The organism is Algoriphagus sediminis (assembly GCF_030403435.1).
Classification (GTDB): Bacteria; Bacteroidota; Bacteroidia; order Cytophagales; family Cyclobacteriaceae; genus Algoriphagus; species Algoriphagus sediminis.
The window spans coordinates 110,987-137,491 of sequence record NZ_JAUEPH010000001.1 but is presented as its reverse complement, the minus strand read 5'-3'; the positions used below and the strand labels follow the sequence as shown (position 1 = coordinate 137,491).

17 protein-coding genes are annotated in these 26,505 nt (G+C 40.5%); 8 read left to right on the top strand and 9 right to left on the bottom strand.

The window, feature by feature from the left end:
• Nucleotides 1-242: 242 nt before the first annotated feature.
• From QVH07_RS00600 to QVH07_RS00575, 6 genes are all read left to right on the top strand, one after another.
• Complete coding sequence (locus QVH07_RS00600; protein ID WP_289998162.1) at nucleotides 243-2,405, top strand: glutamine synthetase III family protein; 2,163 nt, start codon at nucleotides 243-245, stop codon at nucleotides 2,403-2,405.
• 561 nt (nucleotides 2,406-2,966) lie between these two features.
• Nucleotides 2,967-6,071: a SusC/RagA family TonB-linked outer membrane protein gene (locus QVH07_RS00595; protein ID WP_289998161.1), complete on the top strand. Its 3,105-nt coding sequence runs from the start codon at nucleotides 2,967-2,969 to the stop codon at nucleotides 6,069-6,071.
• Between the two features lie 29 nt (nucleotides 6,072-6,100).
• Nucleotides 6,101-7,666, top strand: coding sequence for a SusD/RagB family nutrient-binding outer membrane lipoprotein (locus QVH07_RS00590; RefSeq protein WP_289998160.1), 1,566 nt, complete (start codon nucleotides 6,101-6,103; stop codon nucleotides 7,664-7,666).
• A 135-nt stretch (nucleotides 7,667-7,801) separates the two neighbouring features.
• On the top strand, nucleotides 7,802-8,671 hold the full coding sequence (locus QVH07_RS00585) for an ROK family protein (protein WP_289998159.1): 870 nt from the start codon (nucleotides 7,802-7,804) through the stop codon (nucleotides 8,669-8,671).
• Entirely contained in the window at nucleotides 8,658-10,823 is a 2,166-nt protein-coding gene (locus QVH07_RS00580) for a GH92 family glycosyl hydrolase (protein WP_289998158.1), read from the top strand. Before QVH07_RS00585 ends, QVH07_RS00580 begins: the two co-directional genes overlap by 14 nt.
• The gene (locus QVH07_RS00575) at nucleotides 10,820-12,676 is read left to right on the top strand and encodes an FAD-dependent oxidoreductase (RefSeq protein WP_289998157.1); all 1,857 of its coding nucleotides are present in this window, start codon (nucleotides 10,820-10,822) and stop codon (nucleotides 12,674-12,676) included. Before QVH07_RS00580 ends, QVH07_RS00575 begins: the two co-directional genes overlap by 4 nt.
• 1 nt (nucleotide 12,677) lies before the next feature.
• Here QVH07_RS00575 and QVH07_RS00570 read toward each other — a convergent pair whose 3' ends face one another.
• Genes QVH07_RS00570 through QVH07_RS00560 form a run of 3 tightly spaced genes read right to left on the bottom strand, consistent with a single transcriptional unit; the run spans nucleotide 12,678 to nucleotide 18,533 of the window.
• Nucleotides 12,678-13,994: a vanadium-dependent haloperoxidase gene (locus QVH07_RS00570; RefSeq protein ID WP_289998156.1), complete on the bottom strand. Its 1,317-nt coding sequence runs from the start codon at nucleotides 13,992-13,994 to the stop codon at nucleotides 12,678-12,680.
• Complete coding sequence (locus QVH07_RS00565; protein ID WP_289998155.1) at nucleotides 13,987-17,265, bottom strand: VCBS repeat-containing protein; 3,279 nt, start codon at nucleotides 17,263-17,265, stop codon at nucleotides 13,987-13,989. Before QVH07_RS00565 ends, QVH07_RS00570 begins: the two co-directional genes overlap by 8 nt.
• Before the next feature lie 29 nt (nucleotides 17,266-17,294).
• Complete coding sequence (locus tag QVH07_RS00560) at nucleotides 17,295-18,533, bottom strand: ROK family transcriptional regulator (protein WP_289998154.1); 1,239 nt, start codon at nucleotides 18,531-18,533, stop codon at nucleotides 17,295-17,297.
• A gap of 337 nt (nucleotides 18,534-18,870) precedes the next feature.
• Between QVH07_RS00560 and QVH07_RS00555 the strand changes: the two genes are divergently transcribed.
• The gene (locus tag QVH07_RS00555) at nucleotides 18,871-19,245 is read left to right on the top strand and encodes a cupin domain-containing protein (RefSeq protein WP_353890974.1); all 375 of its coding nucleotides are present in this window, start codon (nucleotides 18,871-18,873) and stop codon (nucleotides 19,243-19,245) included.
• A gap of 187 nt (nucleotides 19,246-19,432) precedes the next feature.
• On the opposite strand, the gene QVH07_RS00550 is transcribed toward QVH07_RS00555, so the two are convergent.
• From QVH07_RS00550 to QVH07_RS00525, 6 genes are all read right to left on the bottom strand, one after another.
• Nucleotides 19,433-19,600: a Lacal_2735 family protein gene (locus QVH07_RS00550; RefSeq protein ID WP_289998153.1), complete on the bottom strand. Its 168-nt coding sequence runs from the start codon at nucleotides 19,598-19,600 to the stop codon at nucleotides 19,433-19,435.
• A gap of 45 nt (nucleotides 19,601-19,645) precedes the next feature.
• Nucleotides 19,646-21,226 (bottom strand): toxin-antitoxin system YwqK family antitoxin, encoded by a 1,581-nt coding sequence (locus tag QVH07_RS00545; protein WP_289998152.1) that lies wholly within the window; start codon nucleotides 21,224-21,226, stop codon nucleotides 19,646-19,648.
• A gap of 125 nt (nucleotides 21,227-21,351) precedes the next feature.
• Nucleotides 21,352-21,888 carry a hypothetical protein gene (locus QVH07_RS00540; RefSeq protein ID WP_289998151.1) on the bottom strand — a complete coding sequence of 179 codons (537 nt, stop codon included), beginning with the start codon at nucleotides 21,886-21,888 and terminating at the stop codon, nucleotides 21,352-21,354.
• Between the two features lie 9 nt (nucleotides 21,889-21,897).
• The gene (locus QVH07_RS00535) at nucleotides 21,898-22,896 is read right to left on the bottom strand and encodes a 3-oxoacyl-ACP synthase III family protein (protein ID WP_289998150.1); all 999 of its coding nucleotides are present in this window, start codon (nucleotides 22,894-22,896) and stop codon (nucleotides 21,898-21,900) included.
• A gap of 88 nt (nucleotides 22,897-22,984) precedes the next feature.
• Nucleotides 22,985-23,683, bottom strand: coding sequence for an SOS response-associated peptidase (locus tag QVH07_RS00530; RefSeq protein ID WP_289998149.1), 699 nt, complete (start codon nucleotides 23,681-23,683; stop codon nucleotides 22,985-22,987).
• Nucleotides 23,684-23,707: 24 nt separating this feature from the next.
• Nucleotides 23,708-24,667 carry a YheT family hydrolase gene (locus QVH07_RS00525; RefSeq protein ID WP_289998148.1) on the bottom strand — a complete coding sequence of 320 codons (960 nt, stop codon included), beginning with the start codon at nucleotides 24,665-24,667 and terminating at the stop codon, nucleotides 23,708-23,710.
• Nucleotides 24,668-24,787: 120 nt separating this feature from the next.
• Between QVH07_RS00525 and QVH07_RS00520 the strand changes: the two genes are divergently transcribed.
• The gene (locus tag QVH07_RS00520) at nucleotides 24,788-26,425 is read left to right on the top strand and encodes a pyruvate dehydrogenase complex dihydrolipoamide acetyltransferase (RefSeq protein WP_289998147.1); all 1,638 of its coding nucleotides are present in this window, start codon (nucleotides 24,788-24,790) and stop codon (nucleotides 26,423-26,425) included.
• The last annotated feature ends 80 nt before the right edge of the window (nucleotides 26,426-26,505 follow it).

Here is a 26,505-nt window from a genome sequence, read left to right as displayed (position 1 = left end):
AACCCTGATCCCTTGATTAACAGGCTGCAAATGTACATAAATTGAGATGAAAATCTATCGATCCCGAAAAATGCTGAAATTGATTAATTTTCTGTTTTTGGGGCTTATTTTTGATTATAAAACGCAAAAAGGAAGAAAATTTTTTAAAAATCGCTTCAAAAAACAGCTAAATCGTATTTCGAACCAGTATTTTTTTATTTTTGTCGGTATTATTTCAAACCATAAAACCTCAAATTGTAGAGATGGCAACATTAAGACAAGAAGCACTGTCCTTGGTGCAAGGAAGAACGCGGAGATCAGCGACGCCTCCTTCTAATAAAATTTCAGATTACTTTGGTGTCAATACCTTCAACGATGCGCAAATGAGACAATCTTTGGCGCCATCTGTTTATAAGAAGGTCGTAGAAGCGATTGAAAAAGGAACTAAAATTGACACTGCCACAGCAGAAGAAGTTGCTTCTGCAGTTAAAACTTGGGCTATCTCTAAAGGGGTAACTCACTATACTCACTGGTTTCAGCCACTAACTGGTTCGACGGCTGAGAAGCATGATTCCTTTTTTGATGCTCTTTCAGGCATGGAAAGATTTAAGGGTTCAACCTTGGTACAGCAAGAGCCTGATGCATCTTCTTTCCCGAATGGTGGTATTAGATCCACTTTTGAGGCAAGAGGTTACACTGCTTGGGATCCTTCTTCCCCAATTTTTATTTTTGAAAACACTCTTTGTATTCCTACCATCTTTGTTTCCTACACAGGCGAAGCTTTGGATTACAAAACACCACTTTTGAAATCCATGGATGCAGTAAATGCTGCGGCCGTTAAGGTTTGTCAATTGTTTGATAGAAATGTGAAAAAGGTGCAGCCATCCCTTGGTGTTGAGCAGGAATATTTTGTAGTGGACAAAGCTCTTTTTGCTGCAAGACCTGATTTAGTAATGGCAGGGAGAACTGTATATGGTCATAACCCAGCTCGAGGACAGCAGCTAGATGATCACTACTTTGGTAGTATTCCAACTAGAGTGAAAGATTTCATGTTTGAGTTTGAAATTGAAGCATTAAAGCTAGGAATCCCAGTTTCCACTCGTCACAATGAAGTAGCTCCAGGTCAGTTTGAAGTGGCGCCTCTTTTTGAAGAGATTAATAAAGCTACTGATCACAATCAGCTATTAATGGATGTGATGGAAAAGGTTGCTGAGAAGCATGACCTGAAAGTTCTTTTGCATGAGAAGCCATTTGCAGGGCTAAATGGAAGTGGTAAGCATAATAACTGGTCATTGATTACTGACACGGGAGTGAACTTATTCCAGCCGAGCAGTTCTGCGAGGGAAAACCTTCAATTTCTGACTTTCCTTGTAGCCACTGTTAAGGCAGTACACGACAACGCTGATTTGCTTCGTGCGAGTATTGCTTCTGCAGGAAATGATTATAGGCTAGGAGCAAATGAGGCGCCTCCAGCCATCATTTCTACCTTCCTCGGTGAGACACTTACAGAAGTTCTCGACGAACTCGAGAAAAATGGAAACATCAAGATCGAGAAAGGTGATAACATGTATATGAAGCTTGGAATTGCTAAGATTCCAGAAATCATCCTTGATAACACGGACCGAAACAGAACCTCGCCTTTTGCCTTTACCGGAAACAAGTTCGAATTCAGAGCGGTGGGTTCTCAGGCTAACGTAGCCGGACCAATGACTGCCTTGAATGTAATCGTGGCAGATACACTTTCACAAATGTCTGATGACATTGAAAAAGAAATGTCAAAGGGTAAGGATAAGAAAATTGCGGTGGTGAACGTGCTTAGAAAGTATATCACAGAAAGTAAAGCGGTAAGATTCGAAGGTGATGGGTACTCTGAAGAGTGGGAGAAAGAGGCTGAGAAAAGAGGTCTTTCTAACCTTAAATCTACTCCAGAAGCTCTGGATGTTTATACCACGAAAAAAATAAAAGATCTATTCACGAAGCACAAGGTAATGAATGAAGTAGAACTTCATGCGCGTCATGAGATAATGCTAGAGAATTTCATTATGAAGGTACAGATCGAAAGCCGTGTGATGGGTGACCTAGGATTGAACCACATTATTCCAACCGCTATCCTTTATCAAAATAAATTGATCCAAAATGCCAAAGGTATGCAAAGTTTGGGTCTAGATAATTCGGCAGCGGTAGAGACGATCAAGGAGGTTTCAAAGCATATCGAAGCATTGAAAACGAATATCACAAGTATGATAGATACTCGAAGAAAACTTAATACAGATGAAGATATCGCTCGAAAAGCAAAGGGATATCAGACTTTGGTAAAAGAAGGATTCTTTGAAAAGATCAGATATGCTGCAGATAAACTTGAGTTATTAGTGGATGATGAGTCTTGGCCACTGGTGAAGTATAGAGAGCTATTATTTATCAGATAATCTCATATTTTTCATTCAAAATTAAAAAGCCATCCAGAAGGATGGCTTTTTGTTTAGGCCGACTTGATTCAGATTCAACTGATATTAAAATAATCTTTGGATTCGATGGTACTTTCGTTTAATACTTAATATTTTCTTTTGAATCGAAGAGGCTGGTATTCAACAAAAATCAATTAAGAATAAGTATAAATTATCTTTTTTCAATTATGGCTTCAATTGGTCACTAAAAAATTGTATTTCATCTGGGGTTTAGCTGAAATAACAAACAAAGTTTTCTTACTTTTTTAAAAAAATATAATAAGATTCTTGAAATTGATTAAAAAAATAAAGAAATCCTTTTTGAAAAGAAATATCATTTTTTAGCTTTATCTAATGAACCGTTTGGAGAATGGGCTTTTTGTGGATGATACTTCTTTAAATCGCTCATTACTAAACGATTTATACTTGTATTCTTCACATAACCCAAATATTTATGAAGCACGTTTTACAAGCCAATTACAACTTTGGCTCCGAGGTACCGGACCGAAAAATCAATTTATTTCTAACCTTTAATTACCAGCTATGAGAAAAGTTTTATCAATTGCTTTTGCTCTGCTGCTCGTGTTTGGTGTGTCCTTTGTGTCACAGGGCCAAACAAGGGAGCTGAGGGGTACTGTCACGGCTTCGACCGATGGCTTACCTATGCCGGGAGTAACGATCCTGGACAAGACTAGGCAAACAGGTACCACCACAGATGTGGATGGTCAGTATTCGATCTCGGTTGATGAAAACACCGTTTTGGTTTTTTCATTCATTGGTTTCGAATCACAAGAATTCACCGTAGGTAACCTTACGGAGCTAAATGTTACACTTAATGAATCAGCTAATGAACTTAGCGAATTCGTGGTGACATCATTTGGTATGGAGAGAGAGAAGAAAGCTCTTGGTTATTCTGTCACCCAATTGGAAGGTGATAAGTTTACCGAATCCAGAGCAATCAACGTAGGTAATGCATTGACTGGTAAAGTAGCCGGTGTCAATGTAACTCCTCCTGCGACAGGTGCCGGTGGTTCTACTCGAGTGGTAATCCGAGGTGGTTCTTCATTGGGAGGATCAGATCAGCCACTTTATGTAGTGAATGGTATTCCTGTTCAATCCGGAAACCTGGGAAATGCAGGTATGTGGGGTGGAAATGATGCCGGTGACGGCCTGGCGGCTATAAATGCCGATGACATCGAGAGTATTTCTGTCCTAAAAGGTAACACCGCAGCTGCTCTTTACGGAGCCAGAGCCGCAAATGGTGTGATTATGATTACTACCAAAGGTGGTTCAGCAAGAAAAGGAGTAGGTATTGCTTTCAATTCTAACTTCACTGTAGACCAAGTTCGTGATTTCACCGATTTCCAAAGAATTTATGGCCCTGGAATTGACGGTGAAAGACCAGGTACTCAGGAGGATGCGATCAATACTGCTACAAATGGGTGGGGCGATCGATACGATGGAGCTAATTCGATTCAATTCGATGGAGTACAAAGACCTTATAGCTTTACAGGTGAAGATTTCAATGACTTCTATCGTCAGGGAACTACCTGGAACAATTCGATTGCACTTTTCGGTGGAAATGAGAATACAACTTATAGATTTTCATTTTCTAATTTGACCAATAATGATGTGTTGCCAAATGCTGGCTTTGACAGAAATGTGGCAAACATAAATGTGAACTCCAAGCAAGGTAAATTTACTTTAGCTGTTTCAGGTCAGTACTCGAAGCAAATTGCCGAGAACAGGCCTAGACTTTCTGACTCTCCGGGAAATGCAAATTTCTCCATGGTCCTAAAACCAGGTAATATCCCTCTTGATGTGATGAGGGGAGATCCTAATAAGCCAGGTGCCAGAGAAGATGGTCAGGAATTAAGATATCAGGGTAATGTCTTCCAGACTAACCCTTATTGGACAGCTTATCAGTGGGGAAGAGAGGATAACACAGATCGTTTTCTAGGAAACATGTCATTGAGATATGATATCACTGACTGGTTATATATCCAGGGTAGATATGGTACTGACTACCAAACCAGAGATGAATTCTCATTTACAGCGTATGGTACTGCTTTCAAACCACTTGGCGACTATAATACCAACGTAAGAACCTTTAGAGAAAACAATGCAGATCTCTTTATTGGCTTTGATAAAACTTTTGGAGATTTCAATTTTGACGGCTTCATTGGAGCAAACCAAATGAGACAGACTACTGAGTCAACTGGTGGTGGTGGAAATGACCTTGTGGTTCCTTTCTTTCACTCAGTAACCAACGTAGCGGCTCCACAGTACAGGTACGGATTCTCTGAATTTGGAATAAATTCATATTTCGGATCATTGAACGTGGGCTGGAAGAATATGCTCTTCCTGAACTTAACAGGACGTCAGGATGCATTCTCAACTTTATCTCCTGATGACTATAAAGTGTTCTATCCATCGGCAACTTTGAGTGCTGTGATTAGTGACATGTTTGAGATGCCAAATGCAATCACTTTTATGAAATTGAGAGGTGGTTGGGCACAAGTAGGTGGTGGAGGTCCAAATCCTTACCAGCTTAACTTGAATTATGGTCTTGTAGGCTCAGGCCACTTAGGTGGTAACTTAGGTACAATCAGAAACGGTTCCATTCCAAATTCAACACTTTCTCCATACATCTCTACAGAATTCGAGATTGGTGCTGATTTTAGATTCTTCGATAATAGGTTTGGAGTAGACTTCGCTTATTATGACAGACAAACTTCAGATGATATTTTGAATACGGGTATTTCAGCTACTTCTGGATTTGGATCCACCGTTGTAAACATTGGTGAACTTCAAAACAGAGGTGTTGAATTATTGGTAAATGTAACTCCTATCGTAGGTGAATTCAGATGGGATATTTCTTTCAACTTTGCTCATAATATTTCAGAGGTTCTCAGTCTGGGTACCAACGCAGCAGGTGAGCCGATTGAATTGATTAATCTTGACGAATCTCGTGTAAGAAGAGAGCGAATCGCTCACATCGTGGGTGAAGAGCTAGGTATGATTACAGGCTTTAAGCATCTAACAATTGATGGACAGCCGGTTTATAATGACCAAGGTTTTCCTGTAACCACTCCTGGTTATGAGACCATCGCCAGAGGCCGTCACCCAACTTCAGGAGGTTTGACAAATAATTTCTCTTACAAAGGCTTCAATTTGATGTTCTTGATCGACTTTAGAGCAGGTGGTTCTATGATGTCAGGTACTAATTACTTTGCGTTCCAAAACGGCCTACATCAGGAAACCTTAGCTGGACGTGATGGATCATTGACAGTTACTGGTGTAACTCAGGAAGGAACCCCAAATACCTGGACGATACCTGCTGAAGACATAGATCTTTACTGGCAAAACTATGCAAGAATTACTGAAAATGTAGTTTATGATGCCGGTTTCGGTAAGTTGAGAGAGTTTTCTTTCGGTTATACTTTCCCACAGTCGTTCATCGAAAGAACTCCATTCCAGTCACTTTCACTTTCACTAGTCGGAAGAAACCTTGCATTACTCTGGTCTGATGTTCCAAACTTAGACCCAGAGGCCGCTTACAATGTGAGTGGTAACTCTCAAGGTTTAGAATTCTTCGCAGTTCCTGCGAATAGAAGCTTTGGATTTAATTTGTCAGCTAACTTCTAATCTGAGGTCTAAACTAAATAATTCAAAAAATGAGAATATTTAATAAAATAACCGCTCTTGTCTTGTGTGTTGCGATGGTAGCCACTTCTTGTAGCGACGATGATCTCCTGGAATTGAATGTCGATAAGAACTCAGTGACGGAGATGGATATGGCTTTCCTTTTCTCTTTGGCAACTTTGAGAATCGGGGGTGAGTATGAAAATACTCGTGCGAATATGCTTTATGCTGCGACTATGATCCAGCACACTGCTTCGACAGCAGGATATTTCAGTGGAGATAAATATTTCTATAATGCTGGTTATAGTGGAGCTTATATGGAGCGTCATTTTACAGGGGTGATAGGACCTTTGACTCATGTCATCAATATGACTGCCGAAGATCCAAATGAGGCAAATGTAAATGCAGCAGCGACAGTAATGCGAGTGTTCGATCTTCACAGAATGACTGACATGTATGGAGATATGCCTTACACTGAAGCAGGACAAGGTCTGGAAGGTGAGGAATTTTGGTTTCCAGCGTATCAGTCTCAGCAAGAAGTTTATACGCAAATGATTGCTGATTTGAGATCCGCTAGAGATAAATTCACAGAATCTGCCAGAAATCTTGGAAATCAGGATTATCTGTATTTCGGTGATTTAAACAAGTGGAGAAAGTTCTCTAACGCCCTTCTTATGAGGATCGCAATGAGGATGAGCAATGTGGATCCGGGAACTGCAGCTTCTGTGTTTGCTGAAGCAAACTCGAATTCTTTTGATTCTAATGATGATATTGCTTTCATCCATTATACTGATGGACCTATTGGTGTAAACAGAAATGGCTTAAATGATGGCTATTGGAACACTTATAAGTACTCAAGAGATTGTAAAATTTCCGAGACTTTTATGGATTGGATGAAGGCTAATGATGATCCAAGGTTGATGATTCTTTCAGGTGGTATTGGTGATCCAGAGGATCCATCTACTTGGAACACCGATCCAGAAGCTCAGGTAGGTATGCCAAATGGTTATACTGGAACCACAATTCTTGATGTGTTGTCTCCTGAACAAGCGGCAGAATACCAAACTCAAGCCAATAAGATTTTCTCTATGCTCAACCTGAAATATTTGGATTGGGCTGATCCTTATTACTTGATTTCTTATGCTGAGGTAGAGTTTATGAGGGCTGAGGCTGCAATTAAGGGATGGATTTCATCCGATGCTTCCACTCACTTCTCGAACGGTGTGACAGCAGCTATCCAAAGCTGGGAATTATTTGATCCTTCATTCGCAAGAGATACAGGTGCTATTCAGGCCTACATCGATGGTAGAGGCTTTGACTCTGCTTCTGATGAAGATAAGTTAAGGCTGATTGGTGAAGAATACTGGGCAGCTACTTACTTGAATGATCTTGAATCTTGGGCAAACTGGAGAAGAACAGGTTACCCTGAGCTTACTCCAACTCAAGACCCAAATGCTTTCGAAGGAAACTTTATCCCAAGAAGATTAAGGTACTGGGAGTCTGAGATCGGTTCAAACCCAGATAATTATCAGACTGCAATTTCAAGAATGGGAGGAGATACCTTTGCCACTAGAGTATGGTGGGATGGAGGAAATTGATCTTCATAGTTTAATTTAGATTGTGATAGAGGTTTTGATTTTTCAAAGCCTCTATCTTTTTTACCCTATTCCAATTAAATATCAGTACAATTTCGTTTGTGATTCTAACCGATGTTCTGACATCCAAAATTATTTGTGAAAACCATAGGACTTGATATAGGAGGTTCGCATATCTCAGGTGCAGAGTTGATAATTTCAGATAGAGATTTCCAGGTTGGACCAATCACAGAAAAAGTGATGGACACCAGCAGGACTAAAGAAGATTTAATACTTGACTGGGCTAGCTTGGTTCGTAGTATCAATTCGAGTGATTCAGATATTCGGTTAGGAATAGCTATGCCAGGACCCTTCGACTATGAAAATGGGATTTCCTTGATTAAGGAACAAGGTAAGATGAAGAGTCTTTATGGTCTTTCCATAAAGTTGATGTTGGCGGAAGAATTAGAAATTCCAATTCGAAATATCCATTTTGTGAACGATGCTGAAGCTTTTTTGCTCGGTGAGAAATATGCCGGAGAGTTGAAGGGCTTTGATAAGATTATGGGGATCACTTTAGGAACGGGTCTGGGTTCAGCGATAGGGATTGAAAATGTAGTCAAGGATGCCAAGCTTTGGAGTTCACCTTTCAAGGATGGAATTGCAGAGGACTATTTAGGAAATGCATGGTTCGTTAAGGAGGCTCAAAGGCGTTTTGGAACCCAAGTCTCTGGGGTTCGGGATATACTATCCTGGACTGATCAATCTAGGATTCAGAACATTTTCACAGACCTTGCCAATACGCTGAGTGAGTTTTTGCTGCCCTATCTCATTCGTATTCAGGCAGAAGGATTGGTTTTGGGAGGGAAGATCAGTCTTGCTCATGAATATTTTTTACCGAGGCTATTGGAAAACCTAAAAAAATTTGACTGTCAAACTGAAATAAAAATCTCAAAATTAGGCGAGAAGGCTGCTTTAATCGGAGCCATCCTTCCTTGCCTTTCACAATTTAACAATGAAGAGAATTAAGATTTATTTTCTTTTTTTAATACTGACTGTTTCTTCATGCAGCCCTGATCTCCCGAGTCCGGCTAATAATTCGGATCAGAACCTCTTGCAATGGGTAGATCCATTTATCGGCACAGGTGGTCATGGCCATACCTACCCAGGGGCAGTAGCACCTTTTGGGATGGTTCAGCTGAGCCCCGATGGAGATACAGAAGGCTGGGATTGGTGCTCTGGCTATCACGATTCTGATAGGAATTTGATGGGTTTTTCACATACTCACCTCAGTGGAACTGGGATTGGAGATATGGGGGATGTTCTTCTTATGCCTTTCACCGGCAAAGATTACTGGGCCCCTGGGCCAAAGGATAATCCTGATGCTGGATACAGAAGTAGATTTGATAAAAATACTGAAAGTGCCAGTCCAGGTTATTACTCCGTGGATTTAGCCGACCATAAAGTTAAGGTGGAACTGACTGCCTCAGAAAGAGCAGGCTTTCATAGATATACTTTTCCATCAGACTCCGTGCCCAAGGTTATCCTTGATTTGGAGCACGGGATTGGTTGGGATGAAGCGATCGATACCCACATGGAAACCCCTGAGAATGGGCTTATCATGGGGCATAGATTTTCCACAGGTTGGGCGAAAAATCAAAAACTATTCTTCGCATTGAAGACTCATTTGGAATGGGAAGATTTGAAAATGATGGAAGTAGACAGCTCCAAAGCAATATTAAGCTTTGCTGAAGGCGAGGAAAACCTAATGATAAAGGTGGGGATATCTTATACCTCATCTGAAGCTGCTTTAGCCAATTTAGAAGCAGAAATTCCTCATTGGGATTTTGACAAAGTCAGGACAGAAACTGAGGGAAAATGGCAAAAGGAATTGCAAAAGGTTCAGGTTTCTGGCGGAACTGATCGAGAAAAAAGGATTTTTTACACCGGCCTATACCATGCTTTTCTGGTACCTCAATTATTCAATGATGTAGACGGAGCTTATCGAGGAGCGGACGATGGAATTCATCCAGATCCCGGATTTGACAATTACTCTGTATTCTCGCTTTGGGATACTTTTAGGGCTGAAATGCCTTTATTCACTTTATTACAGGAGGAACGTCTCGACGGAATTTATTCCTCGATTCTTCAATTTTACAAGGAATCCGGACTGCTGCCAAAATGGTCTTTGGTCGGGAATGAAACCAATACCATGATCGGATATCATGCTGTGCCTGTTTTGGGAGAGGCGATTATGAAAGAGCTGGATTTTGGGAATGAAAATGAGATTCTCGAAGCCATGATTCAGACCGCAAATCAAGAAGGAGAAGCCTTTGAAGCTTATCGTAATTTAGGTTATTTCCCTGCGGACAAAGCCAGTTTTTCTGCCTCAGCAACCATCGAGCATTCCTATGATGATTGGGTGATTTCTGAAGTGGCTAGGAAGCTTGGCAATGAGGAGGTAGCAAATCAATTTAAAGTACGCGGAAAGAATTACAAGAATCTTTTTGATCCTCAGTATGGCTATTTAAGAGGTAAGAATTCTGATGGTTCTTGGGTTTCTCCGTATGCGCCTGCCGATGTGCAGCATTCAGGAGTTTTTATAGAAGGGAATGCCATGCAATACTCATGGTTTGTGCCTCATGATGTTGCTGGCCTAATGGAAGTCATGGGAGGCCGAGAGCAATTCAAGGAGAATCTAGACACATTTTTTTCATTTGAAATAGATAGTACGGTGAAATTTGAAGCTGCTGATGTCACTGGGTTGATTGGACTCTATGCCCATGGAAATGAGCCTTCACACCATATTGCTTATTTGTACAATGAATTAGATGAATATCAGACCACTCAAAGGATTCTTAAACAGATTTATGCTGAAATGTACGATGACAAACCTGATGGATTAAGCGGAAATGAAGATTGTGGTCAGATGTCAGCTTGGTATATTTTCTCGGCCATGGGATTTTATCCTTTGAATCCTGTAAGTGCCGAGTATAATTTAGGCTCCCCAATTTTTGATAGTATCAAAGTAAAAACAGGAAGTCTGGATTTTGAAGTGAAAAAGGAGGGGAGTGGCCCTTTTCAGGAAGTCTTATTAAATGATAATCCCATCGAAAATTTTAAATTAAAGCACAGCGACCTTCAAAAAGGAAGTGTGCTCACATTTAAACCCATGCCATGATGAAAAGAGTTTTCAGTTTTATTTTAGGTGTATTGTTGTCCCAATCAGTTTTGGCCCAAGAGGCCTATGATCTGATTATAGTTGGTGGAGGTGCCAGTGGAACCGCTGCAGGAATTTCAGCGGGTAGAGCAGGGACTAAAACATTGATTATAGAACCAACAACCTGGCTAGGGGGGATGCTGACTGCTGCAGGTGTATCGGCTATAGACGGAAACCATCAATTGCCTTCCGGGATTTGGGGAGAGTTTCGGCAAAGACTGGAACAGCACTATGGTGGGCCCAAAAAGCTGTCCACCGGTTGGGTAAGTAATACACTTTTTGAGCCTTCTGTGGGTAATCAAATTTTACAGCAAATGGCTGGCTCAGTACCTTCTTTAACCGTAAGCTTTGAAAGTGATTGGCTTGAAGCAAGCTTTGAAAACGGGGTCTGGACGGTAGAATATTTGAAAGATGGAGATAATCACCTTGTCAATGCACCTTTATTAATTGATGCCACCGAGCTAGGAGATGTTGCGGCTTCTCAGGGTTTGGAATACAGGATAGGAATGGATTCGAGAGATGATATTGGAGAAAGCTTTGCTCCTGAAATAGGAAACGACATCATTCAGGATTTGACGTATGTGGTGACCTTAAAAGACTATGGAGAAGGCACCGACAAAACCATTCCAAAACCTGATGGCTATGATCCTGAATTATTTGCTTGTGCTTGTGCCCATGCAGATCCCATCACCGACGATGCCCCAACTTTGGACTGTGGAAAGATGCTGGATTATGGTAAACTACCAAATGGGAAATACATGATCAATTGGCCGAATTGCGGTAACGATCACTATACCAACATCATTGAGCTAAGCCCAGAGGAAAGAGAAGCTGAACTCGAGAAAGCTAAATTGAGAAGCCTCCAATTTGTTTATTACATCCAGAGCGAATTGGGCTTTAAACATCTCGGTTTAGCAGATGATGAGTACCCGACAGAGGACAATATGCCTATGATTCCATATCATAGGGAATCCAGAAGATACTATGGGTTGGTGGACTTTACCCTTCCTTACGTGCGAATGCCATACAATGCTCCTAAGCCATTGTTCAGAACTGGTATCGCAGTAGGTGATTACACTATTGATCACCATCATAGAGAACGACCAGATGCCCCTGAAATTGATTTTATAAAGATTCGGGTACCCTCTTATAATGTTCCTCTAGGGGCTTTGATTCCAAGAGATCACCCAGCTTTAATTTTAGCAGAGAAGAGTATTTCCGTTTCAAATATTGTAAATGGAGCATCCAGATTGCAGCCTGTTGTTCTGGGTATAGGACATGCTGCCGGAGCTTTGGCCACTGTGGCCATCAAAGAGGGTAAAGCTTTAGATCAAGTGTCGGTAAGGGAAGTTCAGCAGCTTTTACTGAACCAAAATGCTTATATCATGCCCTTCATTGATGTGAACCCGGAAATGAAAAGCTTTCAGGCGATTCAAAAAGCCGGAGCTGCCGGGATATTTAGAGGAGAAGGAGTGCCATATCTTTGGGCAAATCAAACTTGGTTTTACCCGGGAAGAGCCGTTACCGAATATGAATTAATTCTAGGCTTAAAACCTATTTACTCAGAACTGGACAAGTTCTGGGGAGCTTCAGGAGACTATTTGACTTTGAGCCGATTTGAAGAACTCCTAAAGCTTGTGGATGAATCTATATCAAGGGTAAGAGTTTCTGAAACCTGGGATAAGCTTGGAATGCAGGGTCAACTTTTTGATGGACTGGTCCTTAACCGGGAACAGGTTTCTCTGCTTCTTGATGACCTTTTGAATCCTTTTGGAAAAGAAGTGAATTGGGATGGCGAATTTATCGGAGAGTAAGTTACTTCTCCAAGTTAGCCCATATATATTCTCCGATCTTTTCTCCCTGCTTAACACCTTCCTCGATGGCATCTCGAAAATGAATGCCACCATAAAGTCTGGAAATTGCGGCTTCCTCAGAAGCTTGGAGAAAAGATTGGAACTCCCTTTCAGGAAGTCCAAAATAAATCTCAGAGGTATCTAAAAAGTCGAAATTATCCCCGAAATAATTGGTCAGTATTATGGCAGAAGCTCGGCTTATTACCGAATGCCCTGAAGTGTATTCTGGGAAGGGCGGAGTTTGAAGAAGGGGCCTCCAAGTTCGGTCTAATTCTTCATTGATGACCGTTTCAGGCCTAATTCGGTCCGTTTCATATTTGGCTTTCCAACAGGATATAAAGGCATCATGAAGGGTCATTCCCACCAGTGTATGGATGTAGGCCGTTTCGGCAAAGCTCAAGTCTTCCATTTCAGCCGCAATACCCGTAATACCCATCCAATGTCCTCCAGGGCTGATTTTCTTGATCCCGATAGCCATGTGGCCGGTGACATCCACCATAAAAGGATTACAGTCCCAAAAGTTCGCGATTAACTGTTCCTCCTCTGTCAAATTCGAGGTGACTTCAATGATTTCATCCAGTTGACTTCTGAAGCTACTTCCCTGGCTCAAATTGAATGGAGCCATTTCTTCGGGGTCAAATGGGTCTAAATCTTGAAGAAAAAAAGGCTTAATTGTTTTCCATTCTGGTTCTATGGCTGCGATATATGCCGGTGGAGTCGGATACCATCGGCCTTTCTCTTTGGTTGGTGAGTAGCGCGTTAAGGTTGAAAGCTGCAGGTAACCATCCTTGCTAGCCACTGAAATTACCCAGTCCGCTACTTTTTTTGCGGTAGAAATGTGAATATCAAGCTCCTTCTTTTTAAGAAGTTTCTCCTTTAAGCCAAAGCTTTCCCATTCCTGCATCTTTTCCTTCAAAAGATATCCAGAAGGCATTATTTTCTCACCGACCAAAAGCATAGCATAAATGGCTGCAAACTCAGGTGAGCTCAGGTTCGAGTTGTCGAAATTTTGATCTTCCAAATAAGTGAAAGGAAGAAATTCTGGGTACCTGAAAGATTCGGTCGAACCTTCTATTACGAGGAATGAAGCCAGGTTGGTGTATGCATAAATTCTCGCTGCCACAGGGGGACTTGCCACATCGGTAACCATTACCTCAGTGATATGAAAAAGTTCATCCGCATAAATCTCTGGCCAGCTACTCACCTTTGAAACTGGGCTGCCAAAAGTGTTAAAGCAAATGAGCAATACTCCTACCAATATTCCTGTTCTTTTAATCATTGATCTTGTAGCTCTCTATAGGTCCTTGGCTGACACCAAAAAGGACCAAAGAATCATTTTCAAGGGCGATGGTGGATTTAATGTCTCCCTTTATTGTAATGCCTGATTCATTCGGCTTAAGCACGTTAAAGTTTCCTTTTCCATCTCCCAATGTCACCATTCCAAATCCTGCATCAATCATTCCAATTCTAATTCGTGTAAAATTTTGATTTCCTCCGGCAATAAAATCAAGATTACCGTCTCGGTTTACATCGATAGGAAGAATGCTGTAAATAGGAAAAGCCTGAAGTAGTTTTGGAAGGGGAGTTGCTTTAAACCCTTCTGGTGTGTTTTCTAAATAATATGATTCAAGGGTAGCGGCTGTCAAAACTTGTGCCTTCTCTAACTCCTCCTGGGAGAATAGATCTTCCATCTTTGCAGTAGAGTAGGAAGCATAGTCTGTAAATTTACTTCTCATAGAGACCATTTGATCAAGCAACTCATCTCTACTGGGAAAAGGATAGGCTTCATCTTCTACGTAGCATTCCAAGATTGGATCAATGGACCCATTTTGATCAAAATCAGCAGAATATAACTTCAGCCTTTTGGCTTCATTCGCCACAAACTGAGAATTTAAACCGAAGTTGCCTGCTAGGAAATCTTCATCTCCATCCCCATCAAAATCTCCTTTTGCAAGACTTCCCCACCAGCCTGAAAGATCCTGATCGAGATACTTTTCTGTTTGGTCTTCCAAAGCTGATCCCGTATTGATCAAAAAGGTAGGTGCCATAAACTCACCCGCCAAGATAACATCGTCAAAACCATCTGAGTTGGCATCAATAACAATGGAGCTGCTTACCATCCCTATTTTTCCTCCAGAAGGCAATAAACCATCTGAAACCGAGAAATTGCCTGAGCCATCATTAAGTAAGATTTGACTGGTGGGAATTTCTGGGTATCTACCTGGAAGCATTCTAGCTCCTACCACCAAGTCAGGATTTCCATCACGATTCACATCTACGAATTCTGCTGTTCCTGTTGAGAATTTGTAATCCGGGAAATCAGTGGATAGCTCCAGGTTCCCATTTTGGTTAATATAGAGCCTGTCCACCAGACCCTCATCCGAGCTGATGTAGTCATGAAACCCGCCACTTCCCACGAAGAGATCCATCATTCCGTCTCCATTCACATCTGCAAATCTGGCCACAGCATCAGTATAATATGAATCGCCTTTAAACCCTGAATAATCGATCCATTTCCCGTCCTTTAAGGTTTTGATTTCCGCCGGTGTACCCTTTGTTCCTCCAAAATAAACTTCAAGGTTTCCATCACCATCTAAATCAGCTTTTGCCATTACTGGGGCTATATAACTAGGCATAGAAATCATGAGGGGCTGCCTTTTGAAATCATTAAAACCAACTACCCCAGAGCTGTAATTAGGTGCTTCAGCTGCGGTAAAAATTGTTTTTTGGCTTTCAGCCAAAGCTGAAGAAGTAGAAGTGGACTTTTCTATTTCTAAAATTTGATTTATGCCTACATCACTTAGTTTTTGTATACTACCGTCAGGCCATGTAATCTCAATGGTTTCAATTTTTTCCTCATCTCCAAGTCCGAAATGAAGCACAGGAGGGACGCTAGACTGAAAACCTCTTACCGGCTGAAGATCAAGGATTTGCTGATTTTTCCCATAGGTTATTTTAGCCCTTGACCCCACAGCAAATGGATTCTGAGAATCTTCTTTTAATTTTATGGTTAGGTAGTTTGACCCTTTGCTTTGATTCTCGTAAATGCCGGGTGGCTCATTAAGATTGTTTATCACTAGATCTAGATCTCCATCATTATCGAGGTCAGCATAGGCCGCACCACTAGAAAACCCTGGCTTATCAATATTCCAATCTTCAGTACGATCGGTGAAGGTCAAATCCCCATTACTTTCGAATATGTAATTACTCACCGGGGTGGACGTCATACTCGTTACCAGATGCAGGGTGTCAGCCTTTTCATTAGCCACAGCCTGTTTGAAATAATAGTCTCCCTTATATTTTAAAAAATCTCTGTTCGTATAATCTCTATAATATCCATTAGTCACCAGTAAATCTTTATTCCCATCATTATTGGCGTCAAAGAAAAGAGCTGACCAGGACCAGTCGGTATTTGATATTTTTGCCATTTGGCCTATTTCAGAGAATAATCCATCTCCTTGGTTGAGCTGGAGCATATTCCTCATATTTTGGTGATAAAAGCCGCGCTCTACCATTAAGGCATACTGCTCATAGTTCTCAGGGCCATAAAGTAATTTCTGCCTTTCATTATCCTCAGGAAGCATATCCAGAGTATAGATATCCACTAAACCATCATTATTGATATCGGATATATCTGCTCCCATGGAAAAATGGGAAATGTGTTGAAAGTATTCTGTGGTTTTATCCTCAAAGGTCCCATCTTTCTGATTGATATAGAGATAATCTGGCTCTATATAATCATTGGTGACCAATAGGTCTGGCCAGCCATCATCATTTACATCAGAGGAAACCACACCTAAACCAAACCCCAGTGCATTGCCTTTAATCCTCGCTGCTTCTGAAACGTCTATGAACTTTCCATTATCATTTCTGTAAAGTTTATCCCCGGCGTAGGGATGCCTGACTCCTCGGGCCTGATCAAATTCAATCTCGGTAATTACTTCGATGTGATGATTGAGCAGATACATGTCAAGATCTCCATCCCGATCATAATCGAAAAACAAGGCTTGTGTGGAATTTGATGGATCATCTAATCCGTATTCCTTTGCCTCATCTAGAAAAGTGAAATCTTTTTGATTTATCCAGAGCTCATTTCTGCGACTTTCTACATCACCTTTCCCTGAGTAAGAAACATAAATATCTAACCATCCATCGGCATTTATGTCCACCATTGCCACGCCGGTAGTCCAAGACTTTTTGCCTGCAATTCCAGCTTTTTTGGTCATGTCTTCAAACCTCCATTCTCCTAGGTTTTTATATACCTCATTTGAAGACATATTGGAAGTGAAAAAAATATCATTCAGGCCGTCATTATCAAGGTCCCCAATGGCTACTCCTGCACCATTATAAAAGTATTCATATCTGAGGATATTGTTTTGTTCGTCCTCCCGAAGATTATTTTTGAATCCAATTTTGAGTTTTCTGGGATTAAGTTCCTTGAAAAGTGGGGAGGAGTTTTCTTGAGCCATCCCGGATTCAAATGAAATCAAGAAAGCTAAAATGGAGTAGATCCATTTATTTATTCGAATTGATGGATTGAGTGCAGGCATGGGTACTTCAGGGTAATCGTTCTTTGGGGTTATTCAATAATATCCTCAAAGAGTTTTTCATTAACAACGGCAACTCCGCCTAAAAGGCCAACATTATCTCCTAATTTATATAGGGAAAGCTTAGTTTTTTCTCTGGACTTTGCCATACAGTAAACGTTTAGAGCTTGCTGTATTGGAATTAACAGATACTGATCGGATTCAGCTACAGAACCTCCCACGATAATTAATTCAGGATTAAGGAGTTGGATTAAAATGGAAATCCCTCGTCCCAGATCAAGTCCGGCTTCAGAAATCAAAGTAATGGCTCTTTGATCTCCAGATAATGCGGCCTTTACTACCAGAGAAGGATCAAGATTGCCTTCATGACTTTTGACGATCCTCGCCAAAATACTATCAGGATCAGCTTCGATTGCCTCTTGAGCCTTTTTTACTATTGCAGTCCCAGAGGCTACCGCCTCCAGACAATCTTTTTTCCCGGAAGTAGAAGTTTCTTGCCTTGAGTCGAAAATAGTACAATGGCTAAATTCACCCGCAAATCCAGAGGATCCCTGATAAAGTTTTCCATCGATAATCACTCCTAAACCAATCCCCCAACCAACAAAAACCCCCAGCACATTTTTATACTCTTTTCCAGCGCCAAATTTGAACTCTGCCAGAGTCATTGCTCGGGCATCATTTTCAAGAAAGACTTTTTTCCCAAACCGCCTTTCCAGATTCTCTCGAAGGGTTTTATTCCCAAACTTCAAATATGTATAGTTTACCCCCTCTAAAGAGTCCACCAAACCAGGCATAGAAATCCCCATCGCAATTATTTTGTCATCTGGGATGTTAGTTTCTTTTAAGAACTCCTCTATTTTATCACCAATATGTGAAAGAGTTTTTTCCTCATTATTTAGACTGATATTATAGCCTTTCTTTGATTGTACCAATTCATGAGTACAGGAGTAAAGTGCCAGATTCATATTGAATCTTGAGAGATCCACAGATAACACATAAAAAGCATTTGGAGCCAGTCGGTAAAGATCTGGTTTACGACCTCCCTGAGATTCTGCTCGACCATGCTTAATCACTTCACCAGATTCCATAAGATCCGTGAGAAGAGAATTCACAGTTGGCAGTGAAATACCTACTTGATTACAAATCTCGCTTGCAGTGTTGGCTTCATTGAGGTAAAGGTTCTTGATAATCTTGAGTTTATTGATGTAGCTTTTAGTCTCTACTACACCGTCCATCTTTGCGATGATGGCCTCCGGGTTGATAAGGTGCATAATATCCTATTTGCTATGAATTACGCATTTTTTTCATTTTGATGAAAACACTTCTTTAAAAAAATATAGAAATAAAGTCCAACTTCTTTAAAGTCTCTTTATATTTTTCTTTTTTGAGCTTTGATTTTATAAAATATTGCTACTTAGGTCTCTTTGGCCTAAGTTTAGATTTCATTATTAAGCAGGAGTTATGTCACAAGTCATTTTTTCTAGTAAGGATAAGAAAGAAGAGATTTTTAATAAGATTAGAGAGTATTTAGAAGACTTGGAATTTCAAATTCAGAATTAGGATCAATCCAGACCATGGGGAGGTTTTTTTGTCATTAATGAAGAACAGGTGCCAAAGTTTCGAGATACATTTTTTAAAGAAGTGGAATTATCAGAACATCAGTTGTCCCAAAAACTTAGCCCTAAGATTCTGGTAGTAGCTCCTTGGCAAAGATTGTCTTGGCAATACCATCACAGGCGGGCTGAAATTTGGAAACTTATTTTCGGAGAAGGTAAGATTTCAACAAGCCAGACCGATGAAGAAAACCCCGCATTTGATTTGAATAAGGATGAAGTGGTTTCTCTGGAGAAAGGTGAACGACACCGACTAATAGGAGGGGACAATTGGGGTGTGGTAGCTGAGATTTGGATGCATACAGACCCATCCAGTCCTTCAAATGAAGATGATATTGTGAGAGTTTCGGATGATTATGCCCGTAAATAAAGAAACCCGAATCCGAAGATTCGGGTAAAAAATTAAATTACTTCTCGTCCGTAGCTCAATCACCCTTAAAATAATATGTACTAGTTAAAAAAATGTTCTATCGGACTAGCTAAAAAAGTAGATAAATAAGGTAGCTAAATATATTTAAAAAACAAATTTATAGGTACAAAATGTGCCTGATAGAGCATCAAACTTTAAGCTGATCTATTTTTTTAGCAATTTCCTCCGCTTCAGCCATAAGTTTATCAGCCTGAGTTCGATTTGAATGGGATACCTTGTGAGCCTCGCTCATTTTCTTCTGATAAGCTTCTTGAAGCTTTTGTTTCTCTGATTTCTTTTTGAATAATCCGAACATAGGGTCTTTTTATATAGAACCCCTGAAGCGGAGTAAGGTTTAGGATTAAAAAGAGAAAGTTGTTACTGGGTTTGGTTCTTCTTCCTCTTCTACGATTTCGTCTGCCTTATAATTGATAATGTCTGATAGTCTTCCAGACGAATTAAAGTATCTCCAGGCCCCTTCTTTTTTGCCATCCAACATTTGTCCTTCGGAAGCTTTTCTACCGTTTTCGTGATAAAACACCCAAGTACCTGTGGCCTTTCCATTTTCAAAGCTTCCTTCAGATTCTTTTTGTCCAGATACATAGTAAGTGAATCTGGTACCATTCCCGTCTTTTAGAGTGCCGGCGTCCAGGGTTCTTTTTCCATCATAAGTGTAATACTCACCCACATTCATAAGCCTGCCGTTATCCCAGATCTCTTCCTGTGTTAGTTGCTTATTGTCATAAAAAAGCCCCCAAAGCCCATTTTCAAAACCTACCTCATAGGATCCAACGGACTTGAGTTGTCCTCCGTCATAATAATAAAACCACTGGCCCTGCTCTAACCCCAACTTGTATTCACCTTCAGCAATCAGAATACCGATTTTATTAAAGTATTTCCAAAGTCCTGTTTTCAGATCATTTCGATATTCTCCTATTGAGTAAAGCTCACCATCCGGGAAGAAACTTTTCCAGATTCCTGTTTTCATCCCATTTTGGTACTGTCCTATCACTGAAGTTTCTCCGGAGGGATGATATTCTATATAGTCACCGACGGGAACCCCAAGTTCATAAATCTTTCTTTTAGCCAGGGTCTTATTTGGATGATATTCCTCCCATACTCCGACGGCAATATCTTTATCATAATGCTCGATTCGAGCAATTCTTTTGTTATCATAATAATATTTCCATTCACCATCCCTTCGGCCTTCATCATCATAAAATTCCTCGGACTCTAATACTTTTGTACCTGGAAAATACCTTTCCCAGGGGCCTATTTTCTTACCATTTTTATATTTTCCAGTTTCAAGGACTTGCCTTAAATCCACATATTCTGTGAATAACCCGTCAAGCTCACCGTTTTTATAGTTTGTTTCCAAAGCGAGTACACCATCGGTATAATATTGAAGATAGGGTCCTTCTCTCTTGCCGTTTTTGTAGTACTCTCTGATGGAAAGTTCTCCATTAGGATGGAAAGTCGTCCAAAGCCCTTCTTTTTTACCTTCTTCATATTTTCCAGTGGTCAATACTTGTTCTGGATCGATATATTCAGGAGTTCCCACTCTGCCATAGTATTCAGTCCATTGCCCAACCAAGACACTGTCTCTGAGAATCATTTCCCTCTTTAAAGCTCCCTGAGCATCGTAGACTTTTGTGGGGCCAAAAAGCACTCCATCCCTATAGTCTACAATTAGCCTCATTTTACCATCTGGCCAATAACTTATCCAAGTTCCTTCTCGAATTCCATCCTCAAACTTCCCTTCGATCATAAGGGCATTCGTCTTAGGATTATAATACTTCCAAAGTCCCTGGCGCTTCGAGTTTTCAAGTACACCCGTAGCCATGAGGCTAGAATCCGAATTATACTGCTTAACTATGCTTGCCTGCTGCGAAAAAATTGAAGAGTAGATGAAAAATAAAAGGATAGAAAGTATATGCTTCATATGTACAGCTAAACCAGGGATCAAGCTGGCTTTGGATTTCTAATATGGGTGATCAAATCTGATTCGCTAATTGTACGAAAATTTTCTAATGCAGTTTAAAATTAACCCATTTCTATAATATTTCTTTATGCAAAAGTAAGTATCTCAATCAGACCTTTGATCTCTTCAAAAATTTGAGCCTGGGTCTTCTCCGACTGATCTGTAATGTTTATCTCTTTAAACCAAACAGATAAATCACTCTTTTTATTATACTCAGGACTTCCTTCATTTAGAAGCAAAATACCCGGATAGTCAAATGGATCAGGGTTTTTGCTTTGGATTAAGCCTAAGTCAATCAGGGAATTGAATGGGTGTTTAGAAACCCTGTTATGGCCTAAATAAAGAAAAAGAAACATTCCATGTCCGAACCAATTAAGGACCCGAATATTCAGCCCATTCTTCTCATCCCAATTACGTACAATATCCAGCACTTGATATGGGAAACCGATCAAATCATTTCCTTTGGATACTTTTATTCCTTTTGAAAAATTGAAATTGGCTAAAAGGGAATTGTCCTGGACTTCATTACCAACTTCTGAGAAAATATTCCAAAATCTAGCCTTTAGGCGATTCTGTTTTTTAATCAGCTCTTTATCCTTCCAAAGTTCGAGATCGAGTTTCATGAGAGAAGTCTACCAGTGCAGGAGAGCGGACGCCCATGCGAACCCTGAGCCAAAAGCTGCAAGGCAAAGCAAATCTCCTTCTTTGATTCTACCTTGTTCCCAAGCTTCACTAATTGCAATTGGAATAGTGCCAGCCGTGGTGTTTCCCCGAGTCATGATATTGTTATAAACCTTATCATCTGGAAGCTCAAGTTTCTTTTGGACATATTGGCTGATTCTAAGATTCGCCTGATGGGGAATTAAAAGGTCAATATCAGATTTATCGATTCCGTTATGCTCCAGGGCTTCATTAATCACTTCCATGAAACGAACCACTGCATGCTTAAATACGGCATTTCCATTCATTTTAAGGAAAAAGTCTCCTCTATCGATCATTTCCTGAGAGATCCTGATTTTTCCACTTGATGATGGAGCGATACAAAAGAGCTCTTCTGCATACTTTCCTTGCGAATGTAGATGTGTGGAAAGAATTCCTGACTTTTCATTTTCAGACCTTCCTAAAACTACTGCACCTGCACCATCTGCAAATATTACAGAGCTTGATCTGCCTTCATCACTTTTGTCTAATGCTGAAGACTGAATTTCAGCACCTACCACCAAAATCTTGTCATACATTCCTGTCTTGATGAATTGATCCGCGACGGATAAGGAGTAAATAAATCCCGAACATGCATTCCGCACATCGAGTGCTCCAATTTCCCTAAAGGGTAATTCTCTTTGCAAAAGAACACCAGCCCCTGGAAGAAAATAGTCTGAAGTAATTGTGGCGAATACAATGAAATCAATTTCAGATGCCTTTACACCAGCCCTATCCATTGCCATAATGGATGCTTCCTTGGCCATACTGGTCACCGTTTCTTTTCCCGGTGTGTACCAACGCCTTTCCTCTATACCTGTCCTTTCTCGGATCCAGGTATCATTAGTATTCATCATTCCGGAAAGTTCGTCATTCGTGACAATTCGCTCAGGTAGGCAATGTCCTGCACCTAAAATTTTCGATCTGAACATGTTTTTGGGTTTATATCTAAAAATCCAAATATCGGAAGTAATAACCGAAGGCAAAAATCTCTGAAGTTTTGTTTAGTACTGTTCTTGATCAGCCAAACAAGGTGTAGTTTCCATGCTGATCGGCAGGAGAGATTTTATTGATAAGGCTAGGGTAGTCATTCTGAACCGAATTAACTGATGGAGAAACCGTGAAGCTATCCAATTTAGAATTGCTCAGAGGAATCAGCAATTCTTTCAGCTCTTCAGGAGAACTATATGGATCCAGCCATTTCTTTTCTTGTTCCTTACCAAAAATAACCGGCATTCGGTCGTGAACCTGCTCTACAGTATCATTCGGGCCTGTTGTCAGGATAAGAAAGGTGTGCTGAACATCACCAGAAACAGTTTCGTATTCATCCCAAATTCCTGCAAATGAAAAGAGGCTGTTTCCCTCTAATTGAAATCGATACGGTATTTTGGTTTTTTTCCCGAGTCTTTTCCATTCATAAAATCCATCTGCAGGGACAATACAGCGTCTACTCTGGAAGGATTTTTTAAAAGAAACTTTCTGATCTACCGTTTCGGATTTGGCATTGATGAGTTTTTGGGAAACGGGTCTATTTCTTCCAAAATCAGGGGTAATTCCCCAATAGAAAAAAGAGAAACCTTTCGGACTTTGAGAGGTAATTACCGGGACTAGCTGGGTGGGAGCGATATTATATCTTGGTTCAAATTCAGAAAGCATTTCTGCGCTGAATCTTTCTTCCAAATCTTTTTTGTTTTTGCCAAGGGAATACCGTCCGCACATAGGTTATAAGAAGTTTTTGGGAAGTTAGTGTTCTCCTTTTACAAATTCAACCGCCATTTTTTCAGAATAGTATAAGTCATTTTTATTAGCATTGGAAAATCCGACATGACCACCATAAGTAGGGGTCTGCAGAGTCACATTTTGTAAAGACTCTGCTAAAGAATAAGGAAAGCATTCTTCACTTAAAAATGGGTCATTTTTTGCGTTCAGAATTAAGGTGGGAGCGTTAATTCCTTCAAGAAAGTAAAGAGCGCTATTTACTTCGTAATATTCTGCCGCATCTGAAAATCCATGAAAAGGTCCTGTGAAAATATCATCAAAATCTGAAAGGGTATTAATGTTTTTCAGCATTGCCGCAGGTATTTCATTGGGATAATACCTAGCCTTTTCCTTTACTTTTTTCTTTAGGCTTTTTAAAAACCTCTTGGAGTAAAGGAAATTCTCGCGATCGGAAATCTTTTTGCTTGCGCTAGCCAGATGAAGTGGCACGGATATAGCCACGGCAGATTCTATTTTCTCAGGTCGGCTCCTCTTTTCGCCCATATATTTCAGGGTAAGATTTCCACCAAGGCTAAATCCAATTAATGAAACATGTTCATAATTTGTCGAGGCATAATTCACTATTCGATCCAGGTCATACGTAGCACCAGAATGATAAAAAATCATCTGTTTGTTTAATTCGGGTCCACAACCTCGATAATTCCAAGTAAGGACATCATACCCTGAGTTTAAAAAAGCTTTGGCCATGCCAAGCATATATGGCCGATCACTACTTCCTTCCAAACCATGCGAAATAATAACCAGGTGATCTGAATCATTTTTGAACCAATCCAGATCAAGGAAATCATTGTCTTCGGTAGGAATTCTCACCTTGTTAGGAGCTTTTATTTTTACTTTTCTAAAAAGGGCAGGATAAATGGTTTCAAGATGATTGTTAAATAGCCACTTAGGCCGGCGATAATCATCTTTTTTACTAATTGGCATAAAATGGAGTGATTTTTTACTCGAATTTCAAGGTTTCGGAAATTAAGTTTAATATTTGAATAAAGACTTTATTCAAACTATTTTTGGTCTCTTCAAAAATAGAATCAGAGAGGAAAACTTATGGCCGAAGTAATAAGAATGCCCAAGATGAGTGACACCATGGAAGAAGGTGTTATCGCTGCGTGGCTCAAAAAAGTGGGAGATGAGGTAAAGCCTGGAGATATCCTGGCGGAAGTTGAAACCGATAAAGCCACTATGGAGCTTGAGTCATATGAAGAAGGTGTACTTCTCCATATTGGTGTAAAAGAAAAAGATGCCGTACCTGTAAATGGAATCATTGCAGTTATCGGTGAAAAAGGAGAATCCTATGAAGACCTCTTGGAGGAATCTTCCAACGGGTCAGCCGAACCTGAAGAAAGTGATTCTTCTGAAACAAAGGAAGAGGCCAAGCAAGAGGAACCAGCTCAGACTTCGGAAAAAATCGATACCTCAGGAATTGAGGCAACTGTAATCACCATGCCTAAAATGTCCGACACTATGGAGGAAGGCACAATTTCAGCATGGTTGAAAAAGGTGGGGGATGATGTTAAATCAGGGGACATTCTTGCTGAAGTAGAAACAGATAAAGCTACAATGGAGCTTGAATCCTATGAGGATGGCAATTTGTTATACATAGGTGTAGAGGCTGGAAATGCTGTGCCCGTCGATGGTGTCATAGCAGTGATCGGTGAAAAAGGAGCAGACTATGAAACCCTGCTTAAAGCTCAGGCTGCGTCAAATACATCTGAAAGTAAAGCATCGACACAACCAGAGCCTGCAAAAGAGGAGAAAAAGAAAGAAGAAGCACCCAAAAAAGAGGCTGAACCTAAAGCCTCAGCTCCAAGCTCAAGTTCAGACGAAAGGATCAAGGCTTCACCTTTAGCTAAGAAAATGGCTGAAGAGAAGGGAATTGATATTTCACGTGTTTCGGGGTCTGGAGAAGGTGGACGAGTTATCAAAAGAGATATCGAAAACTATGTTCCTGCAACCGCAGCCTCAGCTTCATCAGAAGCAGCTTCACCTGCAGTGCTGGGTCAGGAAAGTTTCAGAGAGGAAAATGTATCTCAAATGCGAAAAGTGATCGCAAAGAGATTAGCAGAAAGCAAGTTCACAGCACCACATTTCTATCTCACGATGGAAATCAACATGGATAAGGCGATTGCTGCCAGAAAGAGCATGAATGAAATTGCTCCTGTAAAGATTTCCTTCAATGACATGGTAATAAAGGCTGCTGCGGCCGCTTTGCGTCAGCATCCAAAAGTGAACTCAAGCTGGCTTGGGGACAAAATCCGATACAACGACCACATTCATATCGGGATGGCAGTAGCGGTTGAGGAGGGGCTTCTGGTTCCAGTGATAAGATTTGCTGACAGTAAGTCGCTTTCACAAATTTCCAATGAAGCGAAGTCTCTTGGTGGAAAAGCTAAGAACAAGGAACTGCAGCCAAAAGATTGGGAAGGAAATACCTTCACTATTTCTAATCTGGGAATGTTCGGTATAGATGAATTCACCGCGATCATTAATCCGCCTGATGCCTGTATTTTGGCTGTAGGAGGGATAAAAGAAACTGTGATTGTAGAAAATGGTGAGATGAAGGTTGGGAATGTGATGAAGGTGACCTTGTCCTGTGACCACAGAGTGGTAGATGGTGCAGTTGGTTCTGCCTTCCTACTAACTCTGAAGAGCCTTCTGGAAGATCCAGTTCGGATTCTTATTTAGATTTAAAATTAAAACTGCCAAAAAGTCCTGATTTCAGGACTTTTTGTTTTTTGTACGGTAATTGAAAGAAAGATAGACAT

Bases quoted from the DNA above. Each gene is read 5' to 3' on its own strand.
- QVH07_RS00595 (WP_289998161.1), top strand. From the start codon at position 2,967: ATGAGAAAAGTTTTATCAATTGCTTTTGCTCTGCTGCTCGTGTTTGGT.
- QVH07_RS00525 (WP_289998148.1), bottom strand. From the start codon at position 24,667: ATGCCAATTAGTAAAAAAGATGATTATCGCCGGCCTAAGTGGCTATTT.
- QVH07_RS00535 (WP_289998150.1), bottom strand. From the start codon at position 22,896: ATGTTCAGATCGAAAATTTTAGGTGCAGGACATTGCCTACCTGAGCGA.
- QVH07_RS00590 (WP_289998160.1), top strand. From the start codon at position 6,101: ATGAGAATATTTAATAAAATAACCGCTCTTGTCTTGTGTGTTGCGATG.
- QVH07_RS00545 (WP_289998152.1), bottom strand. From the start codon at position 21,226: ATGAAGCATATACTTTCTATCCTTTTATTTTTCATCTACTCTTCAATT.
- QVH07_RS00550 (WP_289998153.1), bottom strand. From the start codon at position 19,600: ATGTTCGGATTATTCAAAAAGAAATCAGAGAAACAAAAGCTTCAAGAA.
- QVH07_RS00580 (WP_289998158.1), top strand. From the start codon at position 8,658: ATGAAGAGAATTAAGATTTATTTTCTTTTTTTAATACTGACTGTTTCT.
- QVH07_RS00560 (WP_289998154.1), bottom strand. From the start codon at position 18,533: ATGCACCTTATCAACCCGGAGGCCATCATCGCAAAGATGGACGGTGTA.
- QVH07_RS00600 (WP_289998162.1), top strand. From the start codon at position 243: ATGGCAACATTAAGACAAGAAGCACTGTCCTTGGTGCAAGGAAGAACG.
- QVH07_RS00575 (WP_289998157.1), top strand. From the start codon at position 10,820: ATGATGAAAAGAGTTTTCAGTTTTATTTTAGGTGTATTGTTGTCCCAA.
- QVH07_RS00570 (WP_289998156.1), bottom strand. From the start codon at position 13,994: ATGATTAAAAGAACAGGAATATTGGTAGGAGTATTGCTCATTTGCTTT.
- QVH07_RS00565 (WP_289998155.1), bottom strand. From the start codon at position 17,265: ATGCCTGCACTCAATCCATCAATTCGAATAAATAAATGGATCTACTCC.
- QVH07_RS00540 (WP_289998151.1), bottom strand. From the start codon at position 21,888: ATGAAACTCGATCTCGAACTTTGGAAGGATAAAGAGCTGATTAAAAAA.
- QVH07_RS00530 (WP_289998149.1), bottom strand. From the start codon at position 23,683: ATGTGCGGACGGTATTCCCTTGGCAAAAACAAAAAAGATTTGGAAGAA.
- QVH07_RS00520 (WP_289998147.1), top strand. From the start codon at position 24,788: ATGGCCGAAGTAATAAGAATGCCCAAGATGAGTGACACCATGGAAGAA.